Annotated in this window: 21 protein-coding genes; 17 read left to right on the top strand and 4 right to left on the bottom strand. The window is 43.4% G+C overall.

Annotated features, from left to right (window positions below; all coding sequences use genetic code 11):
* The first annotated feature begins 1 nt into the window (after position 1).
* The 5 genes from AACT52_RS19055 (at position 2) to AACT52_RS19035 (ending at position 6,814) form a co-directional block, all read left to right on the top strand.
* Positions 2–2,395, top strand: a complete 2,394-nt coding sequence (locus AACT52_RS19055; protein WP_083630410.1) for a PAS domain S-box protein — start codon at positions 2–4, stop codon at positions 2,393–2,395.
* Positions 2,396–2,784: 389 nt separating this feature from the next.
* The gene (locus AACT52_RS19050) at positions 2,785–3,216 is read left to right on the top strand and encodes a response regulator (protein WP_073632872.1); all 432 of its coding nucleotides are present in this window, start codon (positions 2,785–2,787) and stop codon (positions 3,214–3,216) included.
* A gap of 208 nt (positions 3,217–3,424) precedes the next feature.
* Positions 3,425–4,753 carry an ATP-binding response regulator gene (locus tag AACT52_RS19045; RefSeq protein WP_073632871.1) on the top strand — a complete coding sequence of 443 codons (1,329 nt, stop codon included), beginning with the start codon at positions 3,425–3,427 and terminating at the stop codon, positions 4,751–4,753.
* 60 nt (positions 4,754–4,813) lie between these two features.
* Complete coding sequence (locus AACT52_RS19040) at positions 4,814–5,938, top strand: sensor histidine kinase (RefSeq protein WP_073632870.1); 1,125 nt, start codon at positions 4,814–4,816, stop codon at positions 5,936–5,938.
* A 441-nt stretch (positions 5,939–6,379) separates the two neighbouring features.
* Complete coding sequence (locus AACT52_RS19035; RefSeq protein ID WP_073632869.1) at positions 6,380–6,814, top strand: DUF2294 domain-containing protein; 435 nt, start codon at positions 6,380–6,382, stop codon at positions 6,812–6,814.
* Here the strand turns inward: AACT52_RS19035 and AACT52_RS19030 are convergent, their stop codons facing one another.
* Complete coding sequence (locus AACT52_RS19030) at positions 6,815–7,276, bottom strand: response regulator (protein WP_073632868.1); 462 nt, start codon at positions 7,274–7,276, stop codon at positions 6,815–6,817.
* Positions 7,277–8,325: 1,049 nt separating this feature from the next.
* Between AACT52_RS19030 and AACT52_RS19025 the strand changes: the two genes are divergently transcribed.
* The 6 genes from AACT52_RS19025 (at position 8,326) to AACT52_RS19000 (ending at position 14,813) form a co-directional block, all read left to right on the top strand.
* Complete coding sequence (locus AACT52_RS19025; protein ID WP_073632867.1) at positions 8,326–9,237, top strand: AAA family ATPase; 912 nt, start codon at positions 8,326–8,328, stop codon at positions 9,235–9,237.
* A gap of 73 nt (positions 9,238–9,310) precedes the next feature.
* Positions 9,311–10,513, top strand: a complete 1,203-nt coding sequence (locus tag AACT52_RS19020) for an AAA family ATPase (protein WP_073632866.1) — start codon at positions 9,311–9,313, stop codon at positions 10,511–10,513.
* A 318-nt stretch (positions 10,514–10,831) separates the two neighbouring features.
* Positions 10,832–12,082 carry an AAA family ATPase gene (locus tag AACT52_RS19015; RefSeq protein ID WP_073632865.1) on the top strand — a complete coding sequence of 417 codons (1,251 nt, stop codon included), beginning with the start codon at positions 10,832–10,834 and terminating at the stop codon, positions 12,080–12,082.
* A 1-nt stretch (position 12,083) separates the two neighbouring features.
* Entirely contained in the window at positions 12,084–12,974 is an 891-nt protein-coding gene (locus tag AACT52_RS19010; RefSeq protein ID WP_073632864.1) for a GNAT family N-acetyltransferase, read from the top strand.
* Positions 12,975–13,000: 26 nt separating this feature from the next.
* Positions 13,001–13,837, top strand: a complete 837-nt coding sequence (locus AACT52_RS19005; RefSeq protein WP_073632863.1) for a GNAT family N-acetyltransferase — start codon at positions 13,001–13,003, stop codon at positions 13,835–13,837.
* Between the two features lie 13 nt (positions 13,838–13,850).
* Complete coding sequence (locus tag AACT52_RS19000; protein ID WP_073632862.1) at positions 13,851–14,813, top strand: threo-3-hydroxy-L-aspartate ammonia-lyase; 963 nt, start codon at positions 13,851–13,853, stop codon at positions 14,811–14,813.
* Between the two features lie 10 nt (positions 14,814–14,823).
* Here the strand turns inward: AACT52_RS19000 and AACT52_RS18995 are convergent, their stop codons facing one another.
* Positions 14,824–15,099, bottom strand: coding sequence for a hypothetical protein (locus AACT52_RS18995; protein WP_198940954.1), 276 nt, complete (start codon positions 15,097–15,099; stop codon positions 14,824–14,826).
* A 101-nt stretch (positions 15,100–15,200) separates the two neighbouring features.
* Here AACT52_RS18995 and AACT52_RS18990 point away from each other — a divergent pair, with 101 nt between their 5' ends.
* The 6 genes from AACT52_RS18990 to AACT52_RS18965 all read left to right on the top strand — a co-directional run bounded on the left by AACT52_RS18990 (position 15,201) and on the right by AACT52_RS18965 (position 19,591).
* Positions 15,201–15,746 (top strand): RNA 2'-phosphotransferase, encoded by a 546-nt coding sequence (locus tag AACT52_RS18990; protein ID WP_073632861.1) that lies wholly within the window; start codon positions 15,201–15,203, stop codon positions 15,744–15,746.
* Between the two features lie 376 nt (positions 15,747–16,122).
* Positions 16,123–17,625: a YHS domain-containing protein gene (locus tag AACT52_RS18985; RefSeq protein WP_073632860.1), complete on the top strand. Its 1,503-nt coding sequence runs from the start codon at positions 16,123–16,125 to the stop codon at positions 17,623–17,625.
* Positions 17,626–17,643: 18 nt separating this feature from the next.
* Entirely contained in the window at positions 17,644–17,892 is a 249-nt protein-coding gene (locus tag AACT52_RS18980; protein ID WP_073632859.1) for a toluene-4-monooxygenase system B family protein, read from the top strand.
* On the top strand, positions 17,885–18,268 hold the full coding sequence (locus AACT52_RS18975) for a Rieske 2Fe-2S domain-containing protein (protein WP_073632858.1): 384 nt from the start codon (positions 17,885–17,887) through the stop codon (positions 18,266–18,268). Before AACT52_RS18980 ends, AACT52_RS18975 begins: the two co-directional genes overlap by 8 nt.
* A gap of 12 nt (positions 18,269–18,280) precedes the next feature.
* Positions 18,281–18,562, top strand: a complete 282-nt coding sequence (locus AACT52_RS18970; RefSeq protein ID WP_073632857.1) for an MmoB/DmpM family protein — start codon at positions 18,281–18,283, stop codon at positions 18,560–18,562.
* Between the two features lie 9 nt (positions 18,563–18,571).
* The gene (locus tag AACT52_RS18965; RefSeq protein WP_073632856.1) at positions 18,572–19,591 is read left to right on the top strand and encodes an aromatic/alkene monooxygenase hydroxylase subunit beta; all 1,020 of its coding nucleotides are present in this window, start codon (positions 18,572–18,574) and stop codon (positions 19,589–19,591) included.
* Positions 19,592–19,596: 5 nt separating this feature from the next.
* On the opposite strand, the gene AACT52_RS18960 is transcribed toward AACT52_RS18965, so the two are convergent.
* Together AACT52_RS18960 and AACT52_RS18955 are read right to left on the bottom strand one after the other, a co-directional pair.
* The gene (locus tag AACT52_RS18960) at positions 19,597–20,397 is read right to left on the bottom strand and encodes a Uma2 family endonuclease (RefSeq protein WP_073632855.1); all 801 of its coding nucleotides are present in this window, start codon (positions 20,395–20,397) and stop codon (positions 19,597–19,599) included.
* Positions 20,398–20,529: 132 nt separating this feature from the next.
* The gene (locus tag AACT52_RS18955) at positions 20,530–21,909 is read right to left on the bottom strand and encodes a lipid-A-disaccharide synthase-related protein (protein WP_073632854.1); all 1,380 of its coding nucleotides are present in this window, start codon (positions 21,907–21,909) and stop codon (positions 20,530–20,532) included.
* Positions 21,910–21,912 lie beyond the last annotated feature (3 nt).

The following is a 21,912-nucleotide window of genomic DNA, read 5'->3' as shown; positions in this document are numbered from 1 at the left end:
TATGGTTCAATATTTCAAACCTGCTGACACCAATACAGAGAAATTAGAGCAGGTCGAAGCAGCTTTACGAGAAAGTGAGCTACGTTTTCGTGCCATCTTCAACCAGACCTTTCAATTTATGGCATTAATGAAGCCAGATGGCACTCTCGTTGAAGCTAATCAAACAGCCTTAGAATTTGGAGGACTGACGAACGCCCAACTGATTGGTCGCTTCTTTTGGGAAGTGAACTGGTGGGATTTAGCAGATCAGGCAACCTTACGAGAAGCAATTGCTCATGCAGCCAAAGGAAAATGCATTCGCTGTCAAGTCAATGCCGCTCGCTCAAACAATCCACTCGCAACTGTTGACTTCTATATTAACCCATTGCGAGATGAAACTGGGCAGATAGTATTATTAGTTGCAGAAGGTCGCATTTTCCCCAATGGGAATTTAGAGCATTCGCCAAATCACCGAATTGTTCAACAATTGCAGCGTGAACAAGCCCAAGTACAGTTGGAGGCACTGAACGGACAACACCAGCTTTACAGGGATATTGTCAATAATATGCAATTCGGCTTGGTTGTGTGGCATTTAGAAGACCCGAACGATATTACCTCGTTGCGGTTAGTGACTACAAACCCTGCTGCATCGCGCCTGACTGGAATATCTCTCGAACAAGATGTTGGCAAGCAAATTGTTGATTGTTTTCCTAATATGCTCCTGCAAAGGAGAACATCTTTGGAACTGTACGCAGAGGTTGCCTATTTTGGTCGAGCAATAGATCAGTATGAAGTTTATTACGGCGATGAACGCATACCAGGTAGCTATTTCAGCGTTAAAGTGTTTCCATTACCAAATCGGTGTATTGGAATTGCCTTTGATAACATTACTGGGCGCAAGCAAGCCGAACGGGCGTTGCAAGAAAGTGAGCGCAGGTGGGCAACTCTAGCACAAGTGTCGCCTGTGGGGATTTTTCGGACAGATTTGTCGGGAAACTGTCATTATGTTAATGAACGATGGTGTGAAATTGCTGGACTTTCTCTAGAAGATGCTCTGGGAAAAGGTTGGCGATCTGCTGTCCATCCAGAAGATTTAGAGCGTATCGACTCGCAAGTCAAGCAAATTATTCCAGAATACCTGCCATTTGAGTATGAGTTTCGCTTTGTCCATCTTAATGGGAGGATAAATTGGGTGTTTTCACAAGCAGTGCCAGAAACTGACGACGATCAGGTGATTGGCTACGTTGGGACAGTGACAGATATTACTGAGCGCAAGCAGTCAGAACAAGCGTTGCGGGAAAGCGAGAAAAGATTCCAAGCGATGGCAGAAAATGCTCCGGTGATGATTTGGGTGTCTGGTTCGGATACGCTGCGTACTTACTTTAATAGTGGTTGGTTGGAGTTTACCGGACGCACAATCGAACAAGAACTAGGCAATGGTTGGACTCAAGGAGTGCATCCTGAAGATATCGAGCATTGTTTAGAGACATATATTACTGCGTTTGATGCTAGGGAACCGTACGCGCGTGAATACCGCCTCAGACGTTTTGATGGTGAATATGGCTGGATTTTAGATAAAGGGACTCCCCGGTGGAATCCAGATGGCAGTTTTGCTGGGTACATTGGTTCGTGTATTGATATTAGCGATCGCAAAGAAGTAGAAATTGCTCTCCAGCAAAGAGCAGAAGAACTCACGCGCATGAATACAATCTTGGCGCAAACGACGACATTGTTGAAAAAACGTAACGATGAACTTGACCAGTTTGCCTATGTCGCGTCTCATGATCTTAAAGCACCCTTGCGGGCGATCGCCAGCCTTTCAGAATGGATAGAAGAAGACCTCGCAGATACACTTCCAGAGGAAAACCAACACCAGATGCGCCTGTTACGAGGGCGAGTCAGTCGTATGGAAGGGCTGATCAACGGTTTGCTAGACTATTCACGAGTTGGACGCACTCAAACTCCATCGTCAATGGTAAATGTTAACGCATTGCTGAGGGAAGTGATGGACTTGCTCGACCCACCAGAAACTTTCACGATTGAGGTCGAACCAGGAATGCCTAGCTTTGTGACCAAACGACTACCTCTTTTCCAAGTGTTTAGCAACTTGATTGGTAATGCGATTAAGCACCACAACAGAACAGATGGTCATGTGAAAGTTTCCGTACTAGACCAAGGACAGTACTATGAATTTGCTGTATCTGACGATGGTCCCGGCATTGCCCCTGAGTATTATGATAAGGTCTTTCAAATCTTCCAAACGCTAGAAGCTCGCGACCAAAAAGAAAGCACAGGAATTGGTTTAGCAATTGTTAAGAAAATAATTGAAACAGAAGGCAGTACCATTACCTTAGAGTCCCAGCTAGGAGTAGGAAGCACTTTCCGCTTCACTTGGCTCAAGCAACCACTTCAATAGACTTGATGCCAGTTAGTTGTAAGGAAAAGGGGAAGGGGTTTGTGGAAATGGGGAAAATTCTTCCCTTTCCCCTTTTCCCTTTAACCGTTCCCCTCCCCGAAGGGCTGTTGACACTCTTGTGGGGAGTTAATATGTACTTCTGACCAAGGGGTGAAGACGGGTGCATCACTGTGTGTCTAGAATTATGATGAGCTAAAGGGGGTATTTTCTTTTACTCTGATTTGGCTGTGTCTGCTTTTTATATAATCATTCTCAGCCCAGTTGGGCTGTTTGTGCTAGTGCTTTAGTGCTATGACACATCCACAGGCAATTATCTGCCATCTTAATTCCAGTAATTTTTATCAATCCGCTGGAATGTAGAGCAAACAGGTTGTATTCAATCAAAGGAAATGTCAGAAAAAGTGATTAACATACTACTTGTGGAGGATGACGAAGTTGATGTCATGAATGTAGAGCGGGCATTCAAGAAAGTAAATATTAATAATCCACTTTATGTTGCTACCAATGGAATTGAGGCGCTAGCAATGTTGCGTAGCAAAAACGGTGAGCCGCCCGAGGTTCCTGTAGAGCGACGCTTGATTTTACTAGACTTAAATATGCCAAAAATGGGAGGAATAGAGTTCCTGCAAAAATTACGTTCTGACCCTCAATTAAAACCAACCCCTGTGGTAGTTATGACCACCTCAAACCAAGATAAAGACCGCGTAGAAGCGTACAACCTCAACGTTGCGGGCTATATCCTTAAGCCTGTGACTTTCGCGAACTTTATTGAACTCATGGCAACGCTGAATAAGTATTGGACATTGTGCGAAATGCCATAAGCTAATATTTGGGGCAATTTGAGGTTTGAGATCTGAAAATAGTGTTGTTAGTGATCAATGGTTGGTTGTTTAACTAGCCTTCTTCGACTATAAAATTTAACTAAATTTTTTTTAAAGCAACTTCTAACAATAAAATCTTAGACATTTGCTCAGAAAAGATAACTGATATAAAGAAAAATAGTGTGTTTCATGGCAATGGCTAGAAGTAATGGAAGAGAAACTCAAAATTTTAGTAGTAGACGATGACGAAGTAGACCGAATCGCAGTGCGTCGTGCGCTTACCAAAGCAGGCGTTGAAATGGAACTGTCTGAGGTGGGCGATGGCAAAAGTGCGATCGCTCTCCTAAATAATGGTACTTCGTATGACTGTGTATTTCTTGACTATCGCTTACCAGACCAAGATGGTTTAAGCCTGCTGCAAAACCTACGTTCCAATAATATCAGAGTGCCTGTTATCGTCCTCACAGGTCAAGGAGACGACCAGATAGCAGTTGAACTGATGAAAGCAGGTGCTAGCGATTATCTCTCCAAGTCGCGGTTATCATCAGAAATCTTGGCACAGATTTTGCGCAATGCCATCCGGGTTCACCGCGCAGAAATGCAAGTCGCTTTAGCAAATCAACAACTGCGCGAAAGTAATTCGCTACTCATTCGTAAGAACCAGGAACTGGAAGCACAGCGGCGACATATAGAACTACAAAATTTGAAACTCATTGAAGCATCACGCCTGAAGTCGCAGTTTCTGGCAACAATGTCTCATGAATTGCGGACTCCCATGAATGCCATCATTGGGTTTTCTCAGCTCTTGTTGCGTCCTAAGTGTGGTGAACTGACAGATAAGCAACAAGATATGATACAGCGTATATTCAACAATGGCAAGCATTTGCTGATGCTGCTCAATGAAGTTCTCGACTTTTCTAAACTAGAGGCAGGAAGGTTAGATTTAAAACCAGAAATCTTTGATTTGTCAAAGCTCGTCAATGCTACCGTGCAAGAGATGCGTTCTCTGGCAGAGGAAAAAAATCTGTCTTTGTTGATTCAAATTGAGTTGCAAAACCTTGTCGTGTTTAATGATCCAACTCGTATACGACAGATTTTAACAAACCTGCTCTCAAACGCCATCAAGTTTACAGAGTCTGGCAGTATTGCAGTTGAACTTAAGGAAGTGCCAGGAAATCAAGTGGAAATTGCGGTTTGCGATACTGGCATAGGTATTGCTCCTGCGGATCTAGAAAATATTTTTGAAGCTTTTCGGCAAGTTGATCAAAGTACCACTCGCAAATATTCCGGGACAGGATTGGGTTTGCCAATCATAAAAGCGCTGGTGCAAATGATGGGTGGTAACATCACCGTTGAAAGTCAGTTAGGTCAAGGTTCTGTCTTTCGGATTCAACTTCCCCGTCAAATATCATCTTCAATGCAACATGGTGCAGATGGGGCATCAAATACTCCTGCGTCCGCCAAAAAAAGTTTTTGGAAGCAGGAAATTTCTCACTTTGCTCAAGAAGGTCTGCAAAACAAGAGTAGAGACAGGTAACTCTAAAATAGAAAACGGAAATCAAACTATAAATTTTTATTCTCTATAAAGCAAATAACTATGTTAGACGAAGAAGCTTCTAAAGTAGAACGTATACTTGCCGTTGATGATAATCCTGATAATCTCGTGTTGCTACAGACAATTTTAGAGGTTGAAGGATATGAAGTTGGGTTAGTAGACAATGGTATGGATGCTTTAGAGCAAGTTGTTCAGTCTCCACCCGATCTGATTCTGCTAGATGTCATGATGCCGGGAATGGATGGCTATGAAGTGACACGCCGCATTCGTAAGAATCCAGAAATATCATATATTCCAATACTGCTGATAACGGCACATCATGATGCAAGTGTTGTCGAAGGCTTGGATGCAGGAGCAGATGATTTTATTCGCAAACCATTTAATCATGAGGAGTTACTGGCAAGAGTGCGATCAATGCTGCGACTCAAACACAGTATTGATGAACAACAAAAAATGGCACGCCAACGCGAGGACTTTGTTTCACGTCTGACTCACGATTTGCGAACTCCCTTAGTAGCTGCAGATCGGATGCTGCTTTTGTTTGAGCAAGAAACATTCTGCCCAATTTCTGACGACATGAAATCCGCTATATCCGCCATGATGCGCAGCAACCAAAATTTGTTGCAAATGGTGAACAACCTCCTTGAAGTTTACCGCTTCGAGGCAGGGAAAAAGACCTTGCAAATGGAAAGCTGCAATATGGGGCTTTTGGTTGAAGAAGTTGCTCAAGAACTCAGTTCTCTTGCAATGGAGAAGGGGTTGGCTGTGAATGTAGACAAGAGCAAGTTAGATCCACAAGACGAAACTGCTGGTGTGGTGAAGGGCGATCGCCTAGAATTACGGCGCGTGATCAGCAATCTTATAGGCAATGCTATTAAGTTTACAGATACAGGAAGTGTAAATATTACTATTTCTGAAACACCCTCAAACCCTCACGGTAATCCTTGGGTGATCATTGAGGTACAAGATACAGGATACGGCATTGCAAAAGAAGACCAAGCAAAAATCTTTGAGCGGTTTCGCCAAGGTAAAAACAAACGTGCTGGCAGCGGCTTGGGATTGCATCTATCTAGCCGGATCATTGAATCACACAAGGGAAATATCGAGGTTTTCTCTGAACTTGGCAAGGGCAGTGTCTTCGCTGTACGTTTACCGAAGCAAGCTTGAGTGTAACTCTCATTCCAAAGGCTGCTTGACGTGGGTGAATTAGGCTTGCTTCTGAGTAGCAAAAACGCTACTTTGTTAATGTAGCCTGTGCCCAGGACTACCGCAGTGCGCTCCACGCCATTGCAGCTTTCGGCTGAATATACGTATCAGCCCTTATGCCAAGAGGTGAAATAGAAATTTTTGAGAAATACTGCATTCGGATGGTGAGTTTCCGCAATTCTTCCCAATATAATTTTATCAGTAATTAGGGATTCCTGAGTTTTTTTACACTTAATGATAAACCTACACTGCTAACGACAACTCAAAAACTAAACAGACGTAGTTTGGGGTTTTAACTCCAAGCAAGTATGAGCGACGCGTCAGAAGTTCAGTAACTCATAATTCATCACATGACTTTCTGGCTTGTCGTTAGTGGTCTAAATCTCTAGGAAAAAGAAACACATGAGTACATCAACACCAACTCGCGGTCAAGTAGAAAGAACATTAGCACAACGTATTCAAGCTCTGTATCGTGACCAACTTGGACATCAACCCACTAAGGTGATCTGTCAGCTATCGGAGCAAAATGTAGTGATTGTCATGGAAGGTTCGATCACGGCACCAGAACTCTTGCTGGCTCATACAGGTCGGCTAGAACTGGCTGAACAGGTTCGCTCAGATTTAGATGATGCTATTCAGCCACAACTTAAGGCACTGATTGAAGAAACTTTAAATGTTACAGTTATAGAAATACTCAGTGATGCCACATTAGAGACTGGTCGTACTGGTATTATTGCTGTTTTGACGGATACACCTACTGTTCGCACTCCGACTCCAAATCACAAGGCAAGGAGAAGAACTTTATCGGACACAAGTTTGACTCCAAAATCTGCGTGATTATGATTCATCCTCACATAAGTTAAAAACGGAATTTGGATTCAATTTCTTACAGAGGTAGCGGCGCACTAGAGCTTCTAAGTCTTCTATCATGTAAGGCTTACTGATGTAGTCGTTGAAACCTGCATTGAGGATGTGTTCTCTGTCTTCCGCACTAGCCAATGCTGTCACTGCAATAGCTGCAATGTTACTAGTTAGCGGTTCCTGTTTCAGAGAACGCACAATATCAATCCCACTCACACCAGGTAACAAAATATCTAGCAGTATCAAGTCTGGCTGATACTCTTTGGCAACAAGTACTGTTGTTAAACTATCTTTTTGACATATTAGCTTACAACCGAGCGACTCAAGAGCATAACTCAACAACAGTAAGTTATCTTCATTATCCTCAACCGCCAATATTAAAGGCGACTGGGATTTGTGCTTCATTTTATCACTTATAGCGACTTGTGCCTGTTCCATTTCTTCTCCATAAGATTCATATGATGTTCATCATCTGTCTTGAGAGAACAAACGAGGCATTCTGTGAGCGGTCTGTTGGCGCTCACATTAGACTGGCTCGTGTCTCAACTCTGTCAAGTTGATGATCTTTGCTCACCCAATTAGCTCCAAGGAAAGAATACCTCAAGCAGACAAAGTGAGAAGACACTTTTTCATTATATGTAAAGTGGACAAAAAGTTTAGCAAAGAAATCATAAGTACTTAATATATTTAATAATAATTTAACGTAACACCCTGGAAGATACATATCTGCATGGCATTTTCTTATACAAAGTTAACCAACCTCTTTAGGAACTGGGGTATTGGCTTGTAGCGTGTAGTGCCTTTTTAGGGCTGCAAGCGAAGAATATCGGTTATATCAAGTCCGCTTAATTACTTATAATTCCTGCTTGACTTCGCCCCAACCCTGTTCTTAGCAAGGAGAGGGTTGGGGTGAGGTTCTTCGTTTTTCATAAGTGTTCATCCGGACATGATATTACACCCATACCCTCTTAGCCTCATACCGCACAAAGAAAGCGCGGCTCAACACTCCTTATTTATTCTGATGGTATAAAAATGGAAAAATTTTTGTCTAGCTCCTTGACACACCATGTAGTATTGAAGTAGTATAAAAGGCAAAATAAACAAAAACCAAAAATTTCTCAATCAATTTGCTTGTCTAGTTGCTGCTGAAGGAGCGCATACATAAACAAGAAGGTGTCACCGCTAAGCCCTTTGGGCAGGCTACGCATGCCTCGCGGAGCGAGAAGCTTACGCGCTTGGCGCAGCCTGCGCTTTGCGCTTATGCTTAATTCAAAATTCAGGATTCAAAATTATCAATCCCGATAACTAAAGTTAGGGGCTTGAAGCGGCAACTAAGACCACAGCATGAGTGTCCCTAGAGTGAATCTTTTTTTACCAAATTGCCACTACAAGTTATACGAGATTATCTTAGATAAGGTGAGATGTGTATCCCAGGATCTAAGTGGATATTGCTTACTCTACTCAATAACTTGTAAAAGGGATGGGATATGGCTTTTTGGGATAATGAGATTGAAGCTGAACTGCAACGCATGAAAGCAGAGCTAAAGCGCTCTGGAAAAAAAAATTATACAGATCAATCTGATTTGAATCCTGAAGGTTTGGAGATTGTTCTTGAGCAGCTAAATAATCTTGTGGGGATGCAGAATGTTAAAGATGAGATAAATACTCTGATTAACTTCCTTAAAATACAGAAGCTTCGCGAGGAAAAAGGACTTGCTAATATTTCTGTCACATTGCACTCTGTATTTTGTGGACCTCCTGGAACTGGAAAGACGACAGTTGCTCGTCTAATGGGTGAAATATACAAACAGCTAGGGATACTCGCTAAAGGTCATCTTGTGGAAACTGATAGATCAGGATTAGTTGCAGGGTACGTTGGACAAACTGCAATCAAGGTAGACCAGCTTGTTGAGTCAGCATTGGACGGGGTGCTGTTTATTGATGAAGCTTATGCACTTGCACCAGAAGGATCTAAGAATGATTTCGGACAAGAAGCCATAGACACTCTATTGAAAAGAATGGAGGATTCTAGAGACAGATTGGTAGTCATTGTTGCTGGCTATAGTGAAGAGATGTCAAGATTTATTGATGCCAACCCTGGGCTACAATCAAGATTTAATAAGTATTTTTACTTTGAAAATTATAAACCTAATGAGCTACTCAAGATTTTTGAAAAAATTTGTAGGCAGAATCATTTCAAGCTAACGGAAACATCAAAGCAGGTATTACTGAAGAAATTCACTGAATTATACACAAATCGAGATAAGAAGTTTGGAAATGGAAGGCTTGTGAGAAATATCTTTGAAAAGACAATTGAGAGGCAGGCAAACAGACTCGTAAAATTTTCTGGAGTCAGCAAAGAAATGATGATGACAATCATGCCTGAGGATATCTTTTAAGTATGCTATCGTGCGTGAGTAAAGCTTAATGCACCGATTTGTAAAGCTGTTATACTGCTGCACAACTGACAATATGGACTTTGAATACTATAGAAACAATGAAGGCGGTTCTGCCAATAGTAACCGTCAAAGCTTACTGGCAACAGGCTGGCGACCCTTCCATAGAGAGTTGGACTGGGAGTTTATATGGCAACTGTTGTCTAACGACACGCGGGAGTTTACTCAAAAAAGTTTGAATCTAGCAAGTAATATTGCTGAGGTATTGGGACGGAATAATTATACTTGGTGGGCTAATTTCTTAAATATTGTATCTGATAATACGCGCTACGAAGTAGAAAAATATTGGAATTACGTCACACCCGACCCCCTAACACCAGATCATCGTTACAAAGACGTTTTAAGTACGGAAACGCCTATCGTCCAATTTGTCAGCCGTAACAGTATTCCCATTGATTATGTTCTTAATCGTCTTCAAGAAATTACTGTGTTACGCGTTTTAGATGTGTTGGGACGTCCTGATATCATCACGCAATATTATATGGAACGGGATTTTTATCTGCCAGTCGAGAAATTTGTGAACTGGGAGCGTTTGGACGTTGTTAACACCGTTTATGCTTACTGGTCTAAGGATGACATTTGGCTACAAATAGATTCCTTTGATAGAGGACGACGGCAGTATACTTTAATGGCAAAAAATCTGACTCCACTGATTAACAAAGCGACATACGACCTGGCAATTATGCTGAGTGGATATCAAAGCCGTGTGGGTAAAGTTAACAGTCAATTTCCCGTTCGGAGTTTCCCCACGGATATTCAAGGGTTTACTGATTCAGTTCAGCAGGCGATTCTTAATCAGAAGCAGTTAGCGGTTTTGGTACATGGAGAACCAGGTACGGGTAAAACTGCATGGACGCAAGCAGTCGCAAAAGAAATTTTGATGCCTTTGGGGTATGTGATTTTTATTTTGGATCATGATGCGATCGCCAACTTTGTCCCGCCAACATACTTAGAAAGAATTTGTATCATTATTAATGAAGCTGATAATTTAGCACAAAATCGTGCTTCTGAGGTGGCGCAGTACAGTAACAAAACCGAACATATTTTGAGTTTGCTGGATGGAACGTTGTACCAAAGTGTGATTGATGAGGCTGGTATTCATATACAGCAGCGATTAGTTGTGTTGATGACTTGCAACACCACAGAAAGATTAGACCCAGCAATGCTACGTAAAGGCAGGGTAGATTTGATGTGTGAGTTTACGCAACGGTTTGTTTAATGGATGGGTTTCTTAGCCTAGCGTCTTGAAGTCATTATGTTTACGTTAGAAAAGCGAATTCTTCTGTAGTAAATATCTGGAATTTGTTTCAAAGCTTTTGTAGAGATTGTAAGGAAAATCTATTCCCACAAGATAACAAATTACTCCTATCCCGCCAAAAGATTACCTATTAAAAAAACCGCCAAGAGCGCCAAGAAAAAATAGGTAATCATGCACAGGGAAGGGAGTAGGAAAGCGACAATACGCTTTAGAAGTAGGGTGGGCATTGCGCACCTAAAATAAACGTGTCTTTCAACAAATTTCAAAGTACTTAAACTCGTGAAAACTCAACAACTGATTTTAGAAGCACTTAACCTTCCTACTAACGCCATTACCTATTATGTCAGTCAGGAATTAGCAGCACTTTATCCGAAAAAAGCACTGCTAGAAGGTAGTGATTATGCTTTTGATTTAGAGAGGTACGCTGAGGCAAATTTCTGTACTATTAAAACATCTGATACCTACATCCATAATCAGATTATTTCTGGTTGGGATGGCATGGAAAACAAAATTGATAACTCTACTGAAAATGGCAACTTTGAAGTGACATGGGAAGGATATAACTTAGATGTCCTGCTCATAAGTTTTCAGGATGGTTATTGTAAAACCAGATATTATTGGATTTTGGCTGACAGCAAAGACATTGCTGAAAAGTTTTTTGCTGCTGTTTGTGAGTGGAACTCGGAAGTTAGAAGCGAAATTTTGGTATTTGAAGAGGGTTATTGGTCAAAAAATACAGAGTTGTTTGAGTCAATTCAGAATGCAAATTTTGATAATCTGATTTTGCCCAGCGCTCTTAAACAAGAAATTCAAGACGACTTGGCAAAGTTTTTTGATTCACAAGAGACTTACGAAGATTGCGGTTTACCTTGGAAGCGAGGGATTTTGTTTATCGGCTCTCCCGGAAATGGCAAAACCCACGCCGTCAAAGCTTTGATTAATAAGATGCAGCAGCCGTGCTTGTACGTCAAAAGCTTAAAGTCGGAGTACGAGAATCCTCACCACAACATTCGTCAAGTCTTCCAAAGAGCGCGACAGTCCGCACCGTGTATTCTAGTTTTAGAAGACCTTGATTCCCTGGTAGACGCGGAAAATCGCTCGTTCTTTTTGAATGAACTTGATGGTTTTGCCATCAATACGGGAATAGCGATTTTAGCCACAACGAACCATCCAGAACGTATAGATCCAGCAATTTTGGAGCGCCCCAGTCGCTTTGACCGCAAATATTATTTTGAGTTACCAAGTTTGACGGAGCGCGTAGCATATATAAACTTGTGGAACGACAAATTTCAACCTGCAATGCGCTTGTCTGAAGCAGCAATAACTCAGATTGCTGAAATGACGCATGGCTTTTCCTTTGCCTATCTTAAAGAACTCATTCTCTCATCTATGATGCACTGGATGCAAACAATGGAAGCTGGTGGAATGGAGAAAAGCATATTTTTACAACTTGCTGTTTTGCAACAACAAATGAATAGCGCAACTGTTGAGTCAGGAGCTACGAAGAGGAGCGAAAATTCAGGAGAGTGAGATGAAACTCCATCGGTTTGAGGATGCAAGTCAATTTTATGAGCGGGTGAAAGACTACTTGCTGAGTCAGGAAGCATTGCATTGCCTGTTACTAGGAATTTGCAATACTTTAATTCACCATCCACAACAATATGATTGCCAACCGTACCTGGCAAGTGTAGAGATGGATGGAAAGATTGTTGCAGTGGCAATGAGAACACCGCCTCGCAGGTTGATTTTATCAAAGATAGAAAAGTTTGCAGCAGTGGAGGCGATCGCCTGCGGCACTGCGCTCCGCGCAATCGCGGAAGATTTGCATTCTGAGCAGCAGCAGTTACCAGGCGTCAGTGGTTTAGCTGCGGAAGCTCTTGCTTTTGCTCAAGTTTGGCAAGATATTACGAGTCAGTCCTATAAACTAGAGAAGCAATTACGAATTCATCAACTTGACAAAGTGCAGCCAATTTCTAGGTCAAGTGGGTACTTGCGCCTGGCGACTGAGGATGAGTCGTTTTTCTTAGTAGATTGGTACAAAGCATTTGCAATAGAAGCCTTTGGATCTGTTGAGGGAAATGAAGAACGCACTATAAAACATTATTTAAGCCAGAACAGTCTCTATGTTTGGCAGGATCAAGTACCAGTATCAATGGCTCGTAGTAGACTATTCACACCGAGTAGTGCATTGATTGGACCTGTGTACACGCCCCCAGAGTACCGAAGAAAGGGCTATGCTACTTCTTGTGTGGCGGCTTTAAGTCAAACCCTTTTAGATCAAGGGTGTCGATACTGCTTTTTGTTCACTGATTTGGCAAACCCAACTTCAAATCATATTTACCAGGCGATCGGCTACCAAAGAGTCGGAGATTGGAACGATTACTCTTTCAGCAAAAACATTACCGTTGATGCTACAGCATAATTCTGTCACTACCATAAGTGATGTTAATGAAAATCAATCGTTTTGAAGATGCAAACCAATTTTACGAGCGGGTAAAAGACTACTTGCTCAAACAAGAAGCACTCCATAATATGCTACTTGGACTTTGTAACGCCTTGATTCACAACCCCGAACGCTTCGAGGAAAAGCCCTACTTGGCAACTGTTGAAGTGGACGGAGATATCGTTGCAGTGGTGATGAAAATACCTCCGCGAAACTTGCTATTGTCAAAGATACAGGATTTTGGGGCTATTGAGGTTATAACCCAAGACCTCCACCTGACCCAAGAGTCATTACGAGGAATCAACGCCCCTACTATTGAGGCAAAAGCGTTTGCAGAGGCTTGGCATTCCCTGACTGGTCAATCCTACCAACTAAAAATGGCGCTGCGTGCTTTCCAACTGGAGCAGGTGCAAGCAATTCCCCAAGCAACAGGTCGCTTACGTATTGCTACTGAGAGTGAGCGAGAACTTCTTATCGGTTGGTTTGAAGCCTTTGGGCTGGAAGCCTTGGGTAGTGTTGAGCCAGGAGTTGAACGTAGGGTAGAACACTATTTGCAGTCGGCTAGTGCTTACATTTGGGAAGATGAAACCCCCGTCTCAATGGCGTGCCAAGTTGGTGTAACGCCCAACGGTGCAAGGGTTAGTTTGGTTTACACACCACCAGAACACCGCAGAAAGGGTTACGCCAGTGCTTGTGTGGCGGCTTTGAGCGAAACCTTACTTAAAGCGGGACATCGATACTGCTTTTTGTTCACTGATTTGGCAAACCCGACTTCAAATTACATTTACCAGGCGATCGGCTACAAATCTGTAGGTGATTTGTCTGATTACTCTTTCACTTAAAATATTCCCATCAATGTCACAGCATAATTCTGTCACCATAACTGATGTTGAAGCCGCAGCCAAGCGTTTAGCTGGTATCGCTCACCGCACTCCTGTTCTTACCTCAAAAACTGTCAACTCACGCACCAATAGCCAAGTGTTTTTCAAGTGCGAGAACTTCCAGCGCACGGGATCTTTTAAATTTAGAGGTGCATACAATGCATTGTCACAGTTATCTGAACAACAGAAGCAAAAAGGCGTTTTGACGTTTTCATCAGGGAATCATGCTCAAGGAATAGCACTTGCTGGACAACTGCTAAATATTCCTACTACCATCGCTATGCCTGATGACGCTCCATCTGTAAAGCTAGCTGCGACTTGTGGGTATGGCGCTGAAGTCATTTTGTATAACCGCAAGCAAACAAACAGGGAGGAATTAGCCCAAAGTTTACTAACAGAGCGAGGAAGTGTGTTGATTCCTCCTTATGACCATCCTCACATTGTGGCAGGACAAGGAACTACTGCCAAAGAACTTATTGAGGAAGTTGGTGAACTAGATTTACTGCTTGTTTGTTGCGGTGGCGGTGGATTACTTTCTGGTTGTGCGATCGCCACTAAAGCTGTATTACCTAAGTGTCGGGTGATAGGAGTAGAACCAGAACTTGCTGATGATGCGACACGCTCTTTTCACACCAAAACCCTGCAAACTGTCAACAATCCCGATACGATTGCTGACGGTGCGCGTACTCCTTATTTGGGTAAGATTACTTTCCCGTTGGTGCTGCATTATGTCGATGATATGGTTACGGTATCAGAAGAAGCGATTCTTCGCACCATGTTCTTTTTATGGGAACGCCTCAAAATTGTCGTTGAACCGACTGGGGTGTTAGCAGCTGCGGCTTTGTTGGAAGGAGTAGTGAAGGCACCGGGGGCTAGAGTTGGGGTGATTATTACCGGTGGTAATGTGGATTTGGCGAAAGTCAACCAACTCTGGTGAAGGAATTTCTCTAGGACGATCTAAACAGCAGTCGGATGATGAGTTCGTAACAGTAGCCACCGAGTAACACGCCAGCGGCTCCAATTAACCCCATTAACGGAGGTACCGGAGCTGGTAACTTCATTGCAGCAACCGCAATGCCGATAATCCAGCCTCCTAGCAGAGATATACCAGCCTGTTTGAAGAAATCCATTATTGCGTCCACTATCGTGACAAGTTCTATCATACGATGAGCCGCTAATTCTAAAAACCTGACAACTCCATCACCCTTGAACCTTTCTTCCACTCATTAGGTCTTATATGAATTTGGGGGAAGCAAAACTGAATCAAGTTTTCCCAAATTATGTCCCCACTCAGAAAATTGCATCGATTTGATTGAACAAGTTAATGGACAATTCTCGCCTCGTTAAAATCAGCAAATATCTCAGTAAACACCTGCGTCATCAACCTGATCGCCTTGGTATTAAACTTGCTCCTGGTGGCTGGGTTCCTGTTGATGAACTGTTAGCAGCTTGTGCGAGAAACCATTTTCCTCTCAGCCGTGAGGAACTGAATGAAGTCGTCGCAAACAACGATAAAAAACGCTTTTCCTTCGACTCTACAGGCACTTTAATTCGTGCTAACCAAGGGCATAGCGTAGAAGTTGATTTGCAATTGGAACCTGTTGTTCCTCCAGATATGCTTTATCACGGTACGGCACAAGGTTCGGTGGAGGCAATTCTCCAAATGGGATTATCCAAAATGTCGCGCCATCATGTCCATTTATCACGAGATATTGCCATAGCAAAAGCTGTTGGTGCAAGGCATGGAAAACCTGTGGTGTTTGCGGTAGATGCAGCGGCGATGTACCAAGCAGGTTACACCTTCTATTGTTCTGAGAATGGTGTTTGGCTCGTGGATCATGTGCCACCAGAGTATCTGCAAAAGCTTTAACAGTTACCAGTTATCAGTTATCAGTTTCATCCTTTGCATGTTTAAGTCCCCCACCAAGAGCACCAGAGAGCGTTGGTGGGGGGTTTAAATCCCCCAAAGCGCCCGCAGGCGTCACTGCGTAGGTAGCTGTTCACTGTTTTAAGTGCATAAGTTACTTTTGCTGACACCGATTAAATATATAAGGGGAGTTATCCGACTTTCCATAAGTCGTTAAAAGAATCCACATAATGTAATTTTAGTCAATGCTTAAAACTGGGTAAAATTACTCGAGATTGTTAAGACCTCGGATTAAAGTTGACCTAGCTATCTAAGATTGCAAACTTGCTCATTAACAACTTTGAGCAAATAAATCCCAATAAATGGAGAACTGGTTTTTATGCCCAAGCTCAATCGCTCTGACTGGTACGATTTGGCACGTGACATGAATTGGGACTTCAAGTACGTGACTTACGATGAAGTCTTTCCTCCAGAAATCGCGGGTAATTACGACGTTCCAGAAAAGGATTGGTACGAATGGGACGAGTCTTACAAAATCACCTACCGGGAATACGTCCATAACCAATGTGAAAAAGATACAGGTGTGTATTCTGTCAAATCAGCGCTCAGTCGCTCCAAACTGTTTGAGCATCTCGATCCAGGTTGGGTTTCTTCGCTGAAAGCTCATTACGGCGCTATGATAATTCCAGAAATTCTGGCAGTGTTGGCGGAATCGCGTATGAGCCGCTTTGGTAGAGCGGCTGCTTGGCGCAACATGGCGCTTTTTGGCACCCTTGATGAGACCCGCCACACTCAGATCCAGCTGTTGTTTGCTCACGGACTCTTAGAAAAAGACATCCAGTTTGACTGGACTCACAAGGGAGTCCATACAAATGATTGGGCAATTATTGCTGCCCGTCATCTTTGTGATGATATGTTTACTGCCAGCGATGCGATCGCAACAGCACTACAGTTAACCTTTACTTTAGAGTCTGGTTTTACCAATTTACAGTTTTTGGGTATGGCTGCGGATGCTCTTGAGGTGGGCGATATTGAGTTCGGCGCACTCATCTCTAGCATTCAGACAGATGAATCGCGCCATGCTCAGCAAGGTGAGCCAACCCTGAAAATTCTCCTCAAACAGGGCAAAGAAATACCACAGAAGCTAATTGATACGATGTTCTGGCGCTCATGGCGTATCTTCGCTCTGCTGACGGGTTTGTCGATGGACTACTACACACCTCTGGAGCATCGCCAGCAGTCTTTCAAAGAGTTCATGGAAGAATGGATTCTTAAACAGTTTGTAGATCTGTTCCGTGATTTGGGTGTTGAGCTCCCCTGGTATTGGGATCTTTTACTGGAGGAATTGGAATGGTATCATCACGCAATACACTTGGGTGTCTGGACTTGGCGTTCAACGTTGTGGTGGAATCCAGACGCTGGCGTTTCCCCACCTGAGCGTGAATGGCTCCAGTCAAAATATCCCAATTGGGAAAAGCAGTTTGGTCCATATTGGGATGTGATTACTGAAAACATACGCAACAATCGCATCGAACTCACTTATCCAGAAACTTTCCCAGCAATTTGCAACCTTTGTCAACTGCCAATTAGCTCCGCGCCGTCGGCTCTTGAAGCTCCCAAACCTAGAGTGGTTAAGCACAAAGAACGCGTGTACCAATTCTGCTGTGAGCCTTGCAAGTGGATTTTTGAACAAAACCCAGAACGATACGCTGGACATCTGTCGATTGTAGATCGCTTACTTGCAGGTCATATCCAGCCCCCCACCATAGCAGGAGCGTTAGCTTACATGGGCATTACGCCTGATGTTGCTGGAGACGACGCAGACAAATATGCATGGGCGAGCATCGGATGTGAAAAAACGGGTGAACGCAAAGCTTCTTAAGAAGATAGGAAAAGCATTATGGCAATAGTTCCACTCTCAGCAGCATTTCGGGGCGATTTCGTAGTTTTGGCTGTTGTTGTCGAAGATACCGACACAATGGACGTAGTTGCCCAGAAAGTCGCCCATCATGTGATCGGCAGAAGACTACCTGCGAAAAAAGCTCCGATGAAAGTTAAACATAGCGAGCGCATTCTCGCTTCTGAGATGACAGTTGCAGCAGCAAACATTCAACCCAGTGATTTCGTGGAGATTTTCTACGATGAATAACGCTCCCAAATTCAACTGGGTTGAGGTTGCTAGTTGCGACGATATTTGGGAAGGCGAAATGCTGGATGTCGAATTGGGTGAAAAACAAGTCTTATTGGTACATTGCCCAGGCGGTAGACTCCAAGCATATCAAAGTACCTGTCCCCATCAGAGAATTCCACTAAGTGAGGGCAAATTCGATGGCAAAGCTATCACTTGCCGAGCACATCTGTGGCAATTTGATGCTGCTACGGGCAAAGGCATCAACCCAGAAAAATGTCAGTTGTTCAGTTATCCACTCAAAGTGGAAAATAATCTGATTTACATCGGCATACCTCAGGAAGAAAACACCGCCACATTAACAATTCAAAATTCAAAATTGAAAATTCAAAAATAAAGAAACACTATCATGTCAACTAAACTTGTTGGTCCTGTCGTACGTGACGGCGAAATAGCAGAAGCACTGATTACAGCAATTGAGCGCGATAATCCAGATGCCCAAGTGTATGTCGATGATCGTGGTGGATATATTCGCATCCACACTGAGAAATATTGCCGAGTCACTCGCCAAAGTTTGGAAGCAGCCCTCGGTCGTTCCTGTCCTCTCTCGCAGATAGAGCCTGCTTTAGCGACTTTCGCGGGGCGAATCCAATCTGGTGATCAAGAGATTGTTTGGTATTTAGAAAATTAGAGGATAACAATGTCAACTCAACAACGACTCCAGAGAAGAAAACGGCGCACTTGGAGCCAATTTGGTGATTTACGACGAGTTCCCAGTGAATACGAAATTGTTACTCATAAGCTGCATTATCATTTTCGGCGTGACCCAGCTCCTTTTGAACTAGACCCGAGTGCCCCGATAAATCAATGGTACTTAAAGTACCGTGAAGGCTCACCATTTCAAGTAGATGATTGGGAAGATTTCCGTGACCCTAACCAGTTGACATACCGTAGTTACATTAAACAACAACATGAACGTGAAACTTACATTGATAGTCTAATTGACGAGTTTGAACGTAAAGATAGCGACGCTCATCTGAGCAAGGACTGGGTACAAATTTTAGAAAGGCTTTATATTCCCTCACGTTTTTCTACTCATGTACTGCAAATGGTTGCTCAATATATTGGGCAAATTGCACCTTCTGCTTACATCACCAACGTTGCCCATTTTCAGGGGGCTGATGAGTGCAGAAGCTTGCAGCGCAGTGCTTACCGAGCTAAAGCTCTTTCCCTTGTCCACAGTCCAGATTTGGCATCAAGTGAGAAAACACGGCAGATTTGGGAAACAGATCTTGTTTGGCAACCGATGCGCGAATTGTTAGAGAAATTGTTGATCGCGTACGACTGGGGAGAGGCTTTTGCTGCTCTCAATCTGGTAGCCAAGCCTTTGTATGACGAGCTGATGCTCAATCAACTTGGAAAACTTGCTGAACAAAACGATGATAATTTATTGGCATATATAAACAGCGATTTTGCACTCGACAGTCAACGCAGCCAAGAATGGACCAAGGAACTGGTAAAGTATGCTGTTGAACGGCGTGGGGAGAATCAACAACTTCTTCAGGCGTGGGTGAACAAATGGAAACCTCTGGCTTATCGTGCAGTTGAAGGACTCGCTGTTGTCTTTGGTAGTGCGCCATATTCTATAGAACCTGCTTATGTGACGCAAAGTGTTATTGCAGTTCATAAAGCATTTTTGACTCAGTGTCATTTAGAGTGAACTTTTCAACTTAGTGCATTTGGGTCTACGCCCAATGCACGTAATTGTTCCCGCAAACGCGCATTCTCCTGTTGTGCTGTTTCCGCTCGTTGGCGTTCAGCTTCTGCGCGTTGGCGTTCAGCTTCTGCGCGTTGGCGTTCAGCTTCTGCGCGTTGGCGTTCAGCTTCTGCGCGTTCTTCTCCTGTGAGTAACAGATTTCCTGCTTCATCCCACCAACGCAGCCAAGGTAACTGTGCATTCAAATAGTAACCTCGCCAAATACCCAATTCCACGCCCATAGGGGCAATAGGATAATGTCCCCTCTCGTTAGGACTCATCCGTTCGTAGCGCCCTGCAACCCATCGATAGACTTCTACTGATGCTTTTTTAACTTCATAAATACCGTAAAAAGCCGGGCGAATCACTTGTTCGTAAATCCAAAATTTGCCTTGGTAAGGGGTGTTATCCCTTTCTTCTTCCCCATTACCAGAAAGGAATTCCAGAACAATCAGGGGTGCGATCAGTTCTTGCCAAAGAACGTAGGAACGCCGTATTTCACCGTTAAGAGTGGGTGGTACATTAGGCACATAAAACCAGTCTGGTGCCTCTGCTCCTCTTTCTGGTGGATCTGTCATTCGCCAATAAATACCACAGTCTTGTCCGATGCAATATTGCCCATCCGGCTGAATTTCTTGCAAGCGTGGTTGAATCGAGTCGGTCAGTAAAATACTCTGGGGATGTTCCTGAAAGTTCTTCACAAAGGTACCATCAGACTCTGGTAGCTGGGTATGGTCTGGTAGGGCTTGGGTCTTGGGTTCAATCACCATCACATTACCTCGCCGAAATCATGAGGGCGTAAATATAATGTAGCTAAGTATTCCACTATCAGTTATCAGTTATCAGTTATCAGTTATCAAGTACCCGCAGTATCAAGATGTCCCAAGTCAATCTTCTTTTGTTCACTGGTCACTGTTCACTGTCCACAATAGCTCCATCAAATACTCAGCAATTCTTTTAGCTGCTCCTGGTTTCCCCATCCGCCGGATACCATTTTCCGCGATCGCTTGCAAAGTGTCTGGGTTGCTGAGAAGCGATCGCACTGCCCCAGCTACTTCTACTGGCTCTTCTACTAAAATCACAGATGCTCCTAAATGACGGCTTTGTGCTTCAGCAAAGACGGGGGTAAATTGGGGACCACTTCCGGGAATGGTAATTGCTGGTTTGCCCAAACCCACAAATTGTTCTGTTGCTGTCCCCGCCATGGCGATCGCCATATCTCCCAAATGCAAGCAGTCGTTATAGGCATTCTGCGACAAAATAAAAAACGCATTTTTTTGCTTAAATGTCAAGGCATTTGTATCAGGAATTTTGATTGGAGGTTCAGCGTGGGGATGCCAGCCTTGGGATTCAAGAATTTGGCGGATACTTTCAAAGTGTAAACTGGGGGCGATCGCTCCCAAAAATACCACTGTTCCAGAAGTGTGTCCTACAAACTCTTGCTCTGTGACAACAGCCATCATTGCAGATACGGCAATCATAATTTGGTGCCAGTTGGCGTATGCTTCTGGGGGACGCGAACCAGGGAGAATAGTCACAATCAAAGGTCGAGCTAATTCTTGTTTTTCTATGTCAGCACTATAAAATCTTGGACGTGGAATTGATGGTTCCAAACCATCCATCATTGGGTTGCCCAAATCAAAAGCGGGAATCGGCCACTTTTTCAATATCTCTGCTGTCAGCGAATCTCTAGGAAACACTGCCTTGCAACGTTGACGACTCATCAACCAACGTTCCCAAGGGTGGTAAATTGAACCGGAAAAGTTTTCCCACGATGCCCCTCTATTTTTCCGTTTTAATAAATCAACTTCATCTCGCACATAGTACTCTGATTTCGCCGTACCCACAAACGCATAGCTGGCATCACTCAACCAAGCAAATAACAGCGGTATAATATCGCCCACCGCTAAGATAGCTTTCCTGTTACCTAATTTTGTTTGTGTATTTACCCAGTGACGTACAGCGTTTATTTGACTTGCAGTAAGTTGTAACAAACCACCTTGTACATCTCGTACAAACTGGCGTCCATCCATGTAAACAAAGCCACCAGAGGGCATTGTACGTACTGAACCAATCAGGCGAATATTCAACTGTTGGTAAGCGTGTCCTTGTCCGACTAATGGCAAAGCGAAGATTTCCGGTGGGTTGGGTTGTTGCTGAAGTTCTTGCAAGATACGGACGGAGATCACATCCTCTCCATGTCCGTTGCTTAAAACAAGTAACCGCAAGCGAGAACTTTCTTCGGAGTTAGAGGTTACGGGTAAAGGTGATAATTCACTCATGAG

The sequence above is a fragment of the Scytonema sp. HK-05 genome (genome assembly GCF_963872035.1).
In the GTDB taxonomy this organism is placed as follows: Bacteria; Cyanobacteriota; Cyanobacteriia; order Cyanobacteriales; family Nostocaceae; genus Kalymmatonema.
This window is presented reverse-complemented; position numbering and strand designations above follow the sequence as displayed.

What these genes read in the sequence shown, in the direction of transcription:
- AACT52_RS18960 (WP_073632855.1), bottom strand. Translation starts at nt 20,397, where the DNA reads ATGGTGATTGAACCCAAGACCCAAGCCCTACCAGACCATACCCAGCTA.
- AACT52_RS19035 (WP_073632869.1), top strand. Translation starts at nt 6,380, where the DNA reads ATGAGTACATCAACACCAACTCGCGGTCAAGTAGAAAGAACATTAGCA.
- AACT52_RS19010 (WP_073632864.1), top strand. Translation starts at nt 12,084, where the DNA reads ATGAAACTCCATCGGTTTGAGGATGCAAGTCAATTTTATGAGCGGGTG.
- AACT52_RS18955 (WP_073632854.1), bottom strand. Translation starts at nt 21,909, where the DNA reads ATGAGTGAATTATCACCTTTACCCGTAACCTCTAACTCCGAAGAAAGT.
- AACT52_RS19055 (WP_083630410.1), top strand. Translation starts at nt 2, where the DNA reads ATGGTTCAATATTTCAAACCTGCTGACACCAATACAGAGAAATTAGAG.
- AACT52_RS19020 (WP_073632866.1), top strand. Translation starts at nt 9,311, where the DNA reads ATGGACTTTGAATACTATAGAAACAATGAAGGCGGTTCTGCCAATAGT.
- AACT52_RS19050 (WP_073632872.1), top strand. Translation starts at nt 2,785, where the DNA reads ATGTCAGAAAAAGTGATTAACATACTACTTGTGGAGGATGACGAAGTT.
- AACT52_RS18970 (WP_073632857.1), top strand. Translation starts at nt 18,281, where the DNA reads ATGTCAACTAAACTTGTTGGTCCTGTCGTACGTGACGGCGAAATAGCA.
- AACT52_RS18985 (WP_073632860.1), top strand. Translation starts at nt 16,123, where the DNA reads ATGCCCAAGCTCAATCGCTCTGACTGGTACGATTTGGCACGTGACATG.
- AACT52_RS18990 (WP_073632861.1), top strand. Translation starts at nt 15,201, where the DNA reads ATGGACAATTCTCGCCTCGTTAAAATCAGCAAATATCTCAGTAAACAC.
- AACT52_RS18975 (WP_073632858.1), top strand. Translation starts at nt 17,885, where the DNA reads ATGAATAACGCTCCCAAATTCAACTGGGTTGAGGTTGCTAGTTGCGAC.
- AACT52_RS18980 (WP_073632859.1), top strand. Translation starts at nt 17,644, where the DNA reads ATGGCAATAGTTCCACTCTCAGCAGCATTTCGGGGCGATTTCGTAGTT.
- AACT52_RS19045 (WP_073632871.1), top strand. Translation starts at nt 3,425, where the DNA reads ATGGAAGAGAAACTCAAAATTTTAGTAGTAGACGATGACGAAGTAGAC.
- AACT52_RS19005 (WP_073632863.1), top strand. Translation starts at nt 13,001, where the DNA reads ATGAAAATCAATCGTTTTGAAGATGCAAACCAATTTTACGAGCGGGTA.
- AACT52_RS19025 (WP_073632867.1), top strand. Translation starts at nt 8,326, where the DNA reads ATGGCTTTTTGGGATAATGAGATTGAAGCTGAACTGCAACGCATGAAA.
- AACT52_RS19030 (WP_073632868.1), bottom strand. Translation starts at nt 7,276, where the DNA reads ATGGAACAGGCACAAGTCGCTATAAGTGATAAAATGAAGCACAAATCC.
- AACT52_RS18965 (WP_073632856.1), top strand. Translation starts at nt 18,572, where the DNA reads ATGTCAACTCAACAACGACTCCAGAGAAGAAAACGGCGCACTTGGAGC.
- AACT52_RS19040 (WP_073632870.1), top strand. Translation starts at nt 4,814, where the DNA reads ATGTTAGACGAAGAAGCTTCTAAAGTAGAACGTATACTTGCCGTTGAT.
- AACT52_RS19000 (WP_073632862.1), top strand. Translation starts at nt 13,851, where the DNA reads ATGTCACAGCATAATTCTGTCACCATAACTGATGTTGAAGCCGCAGCC.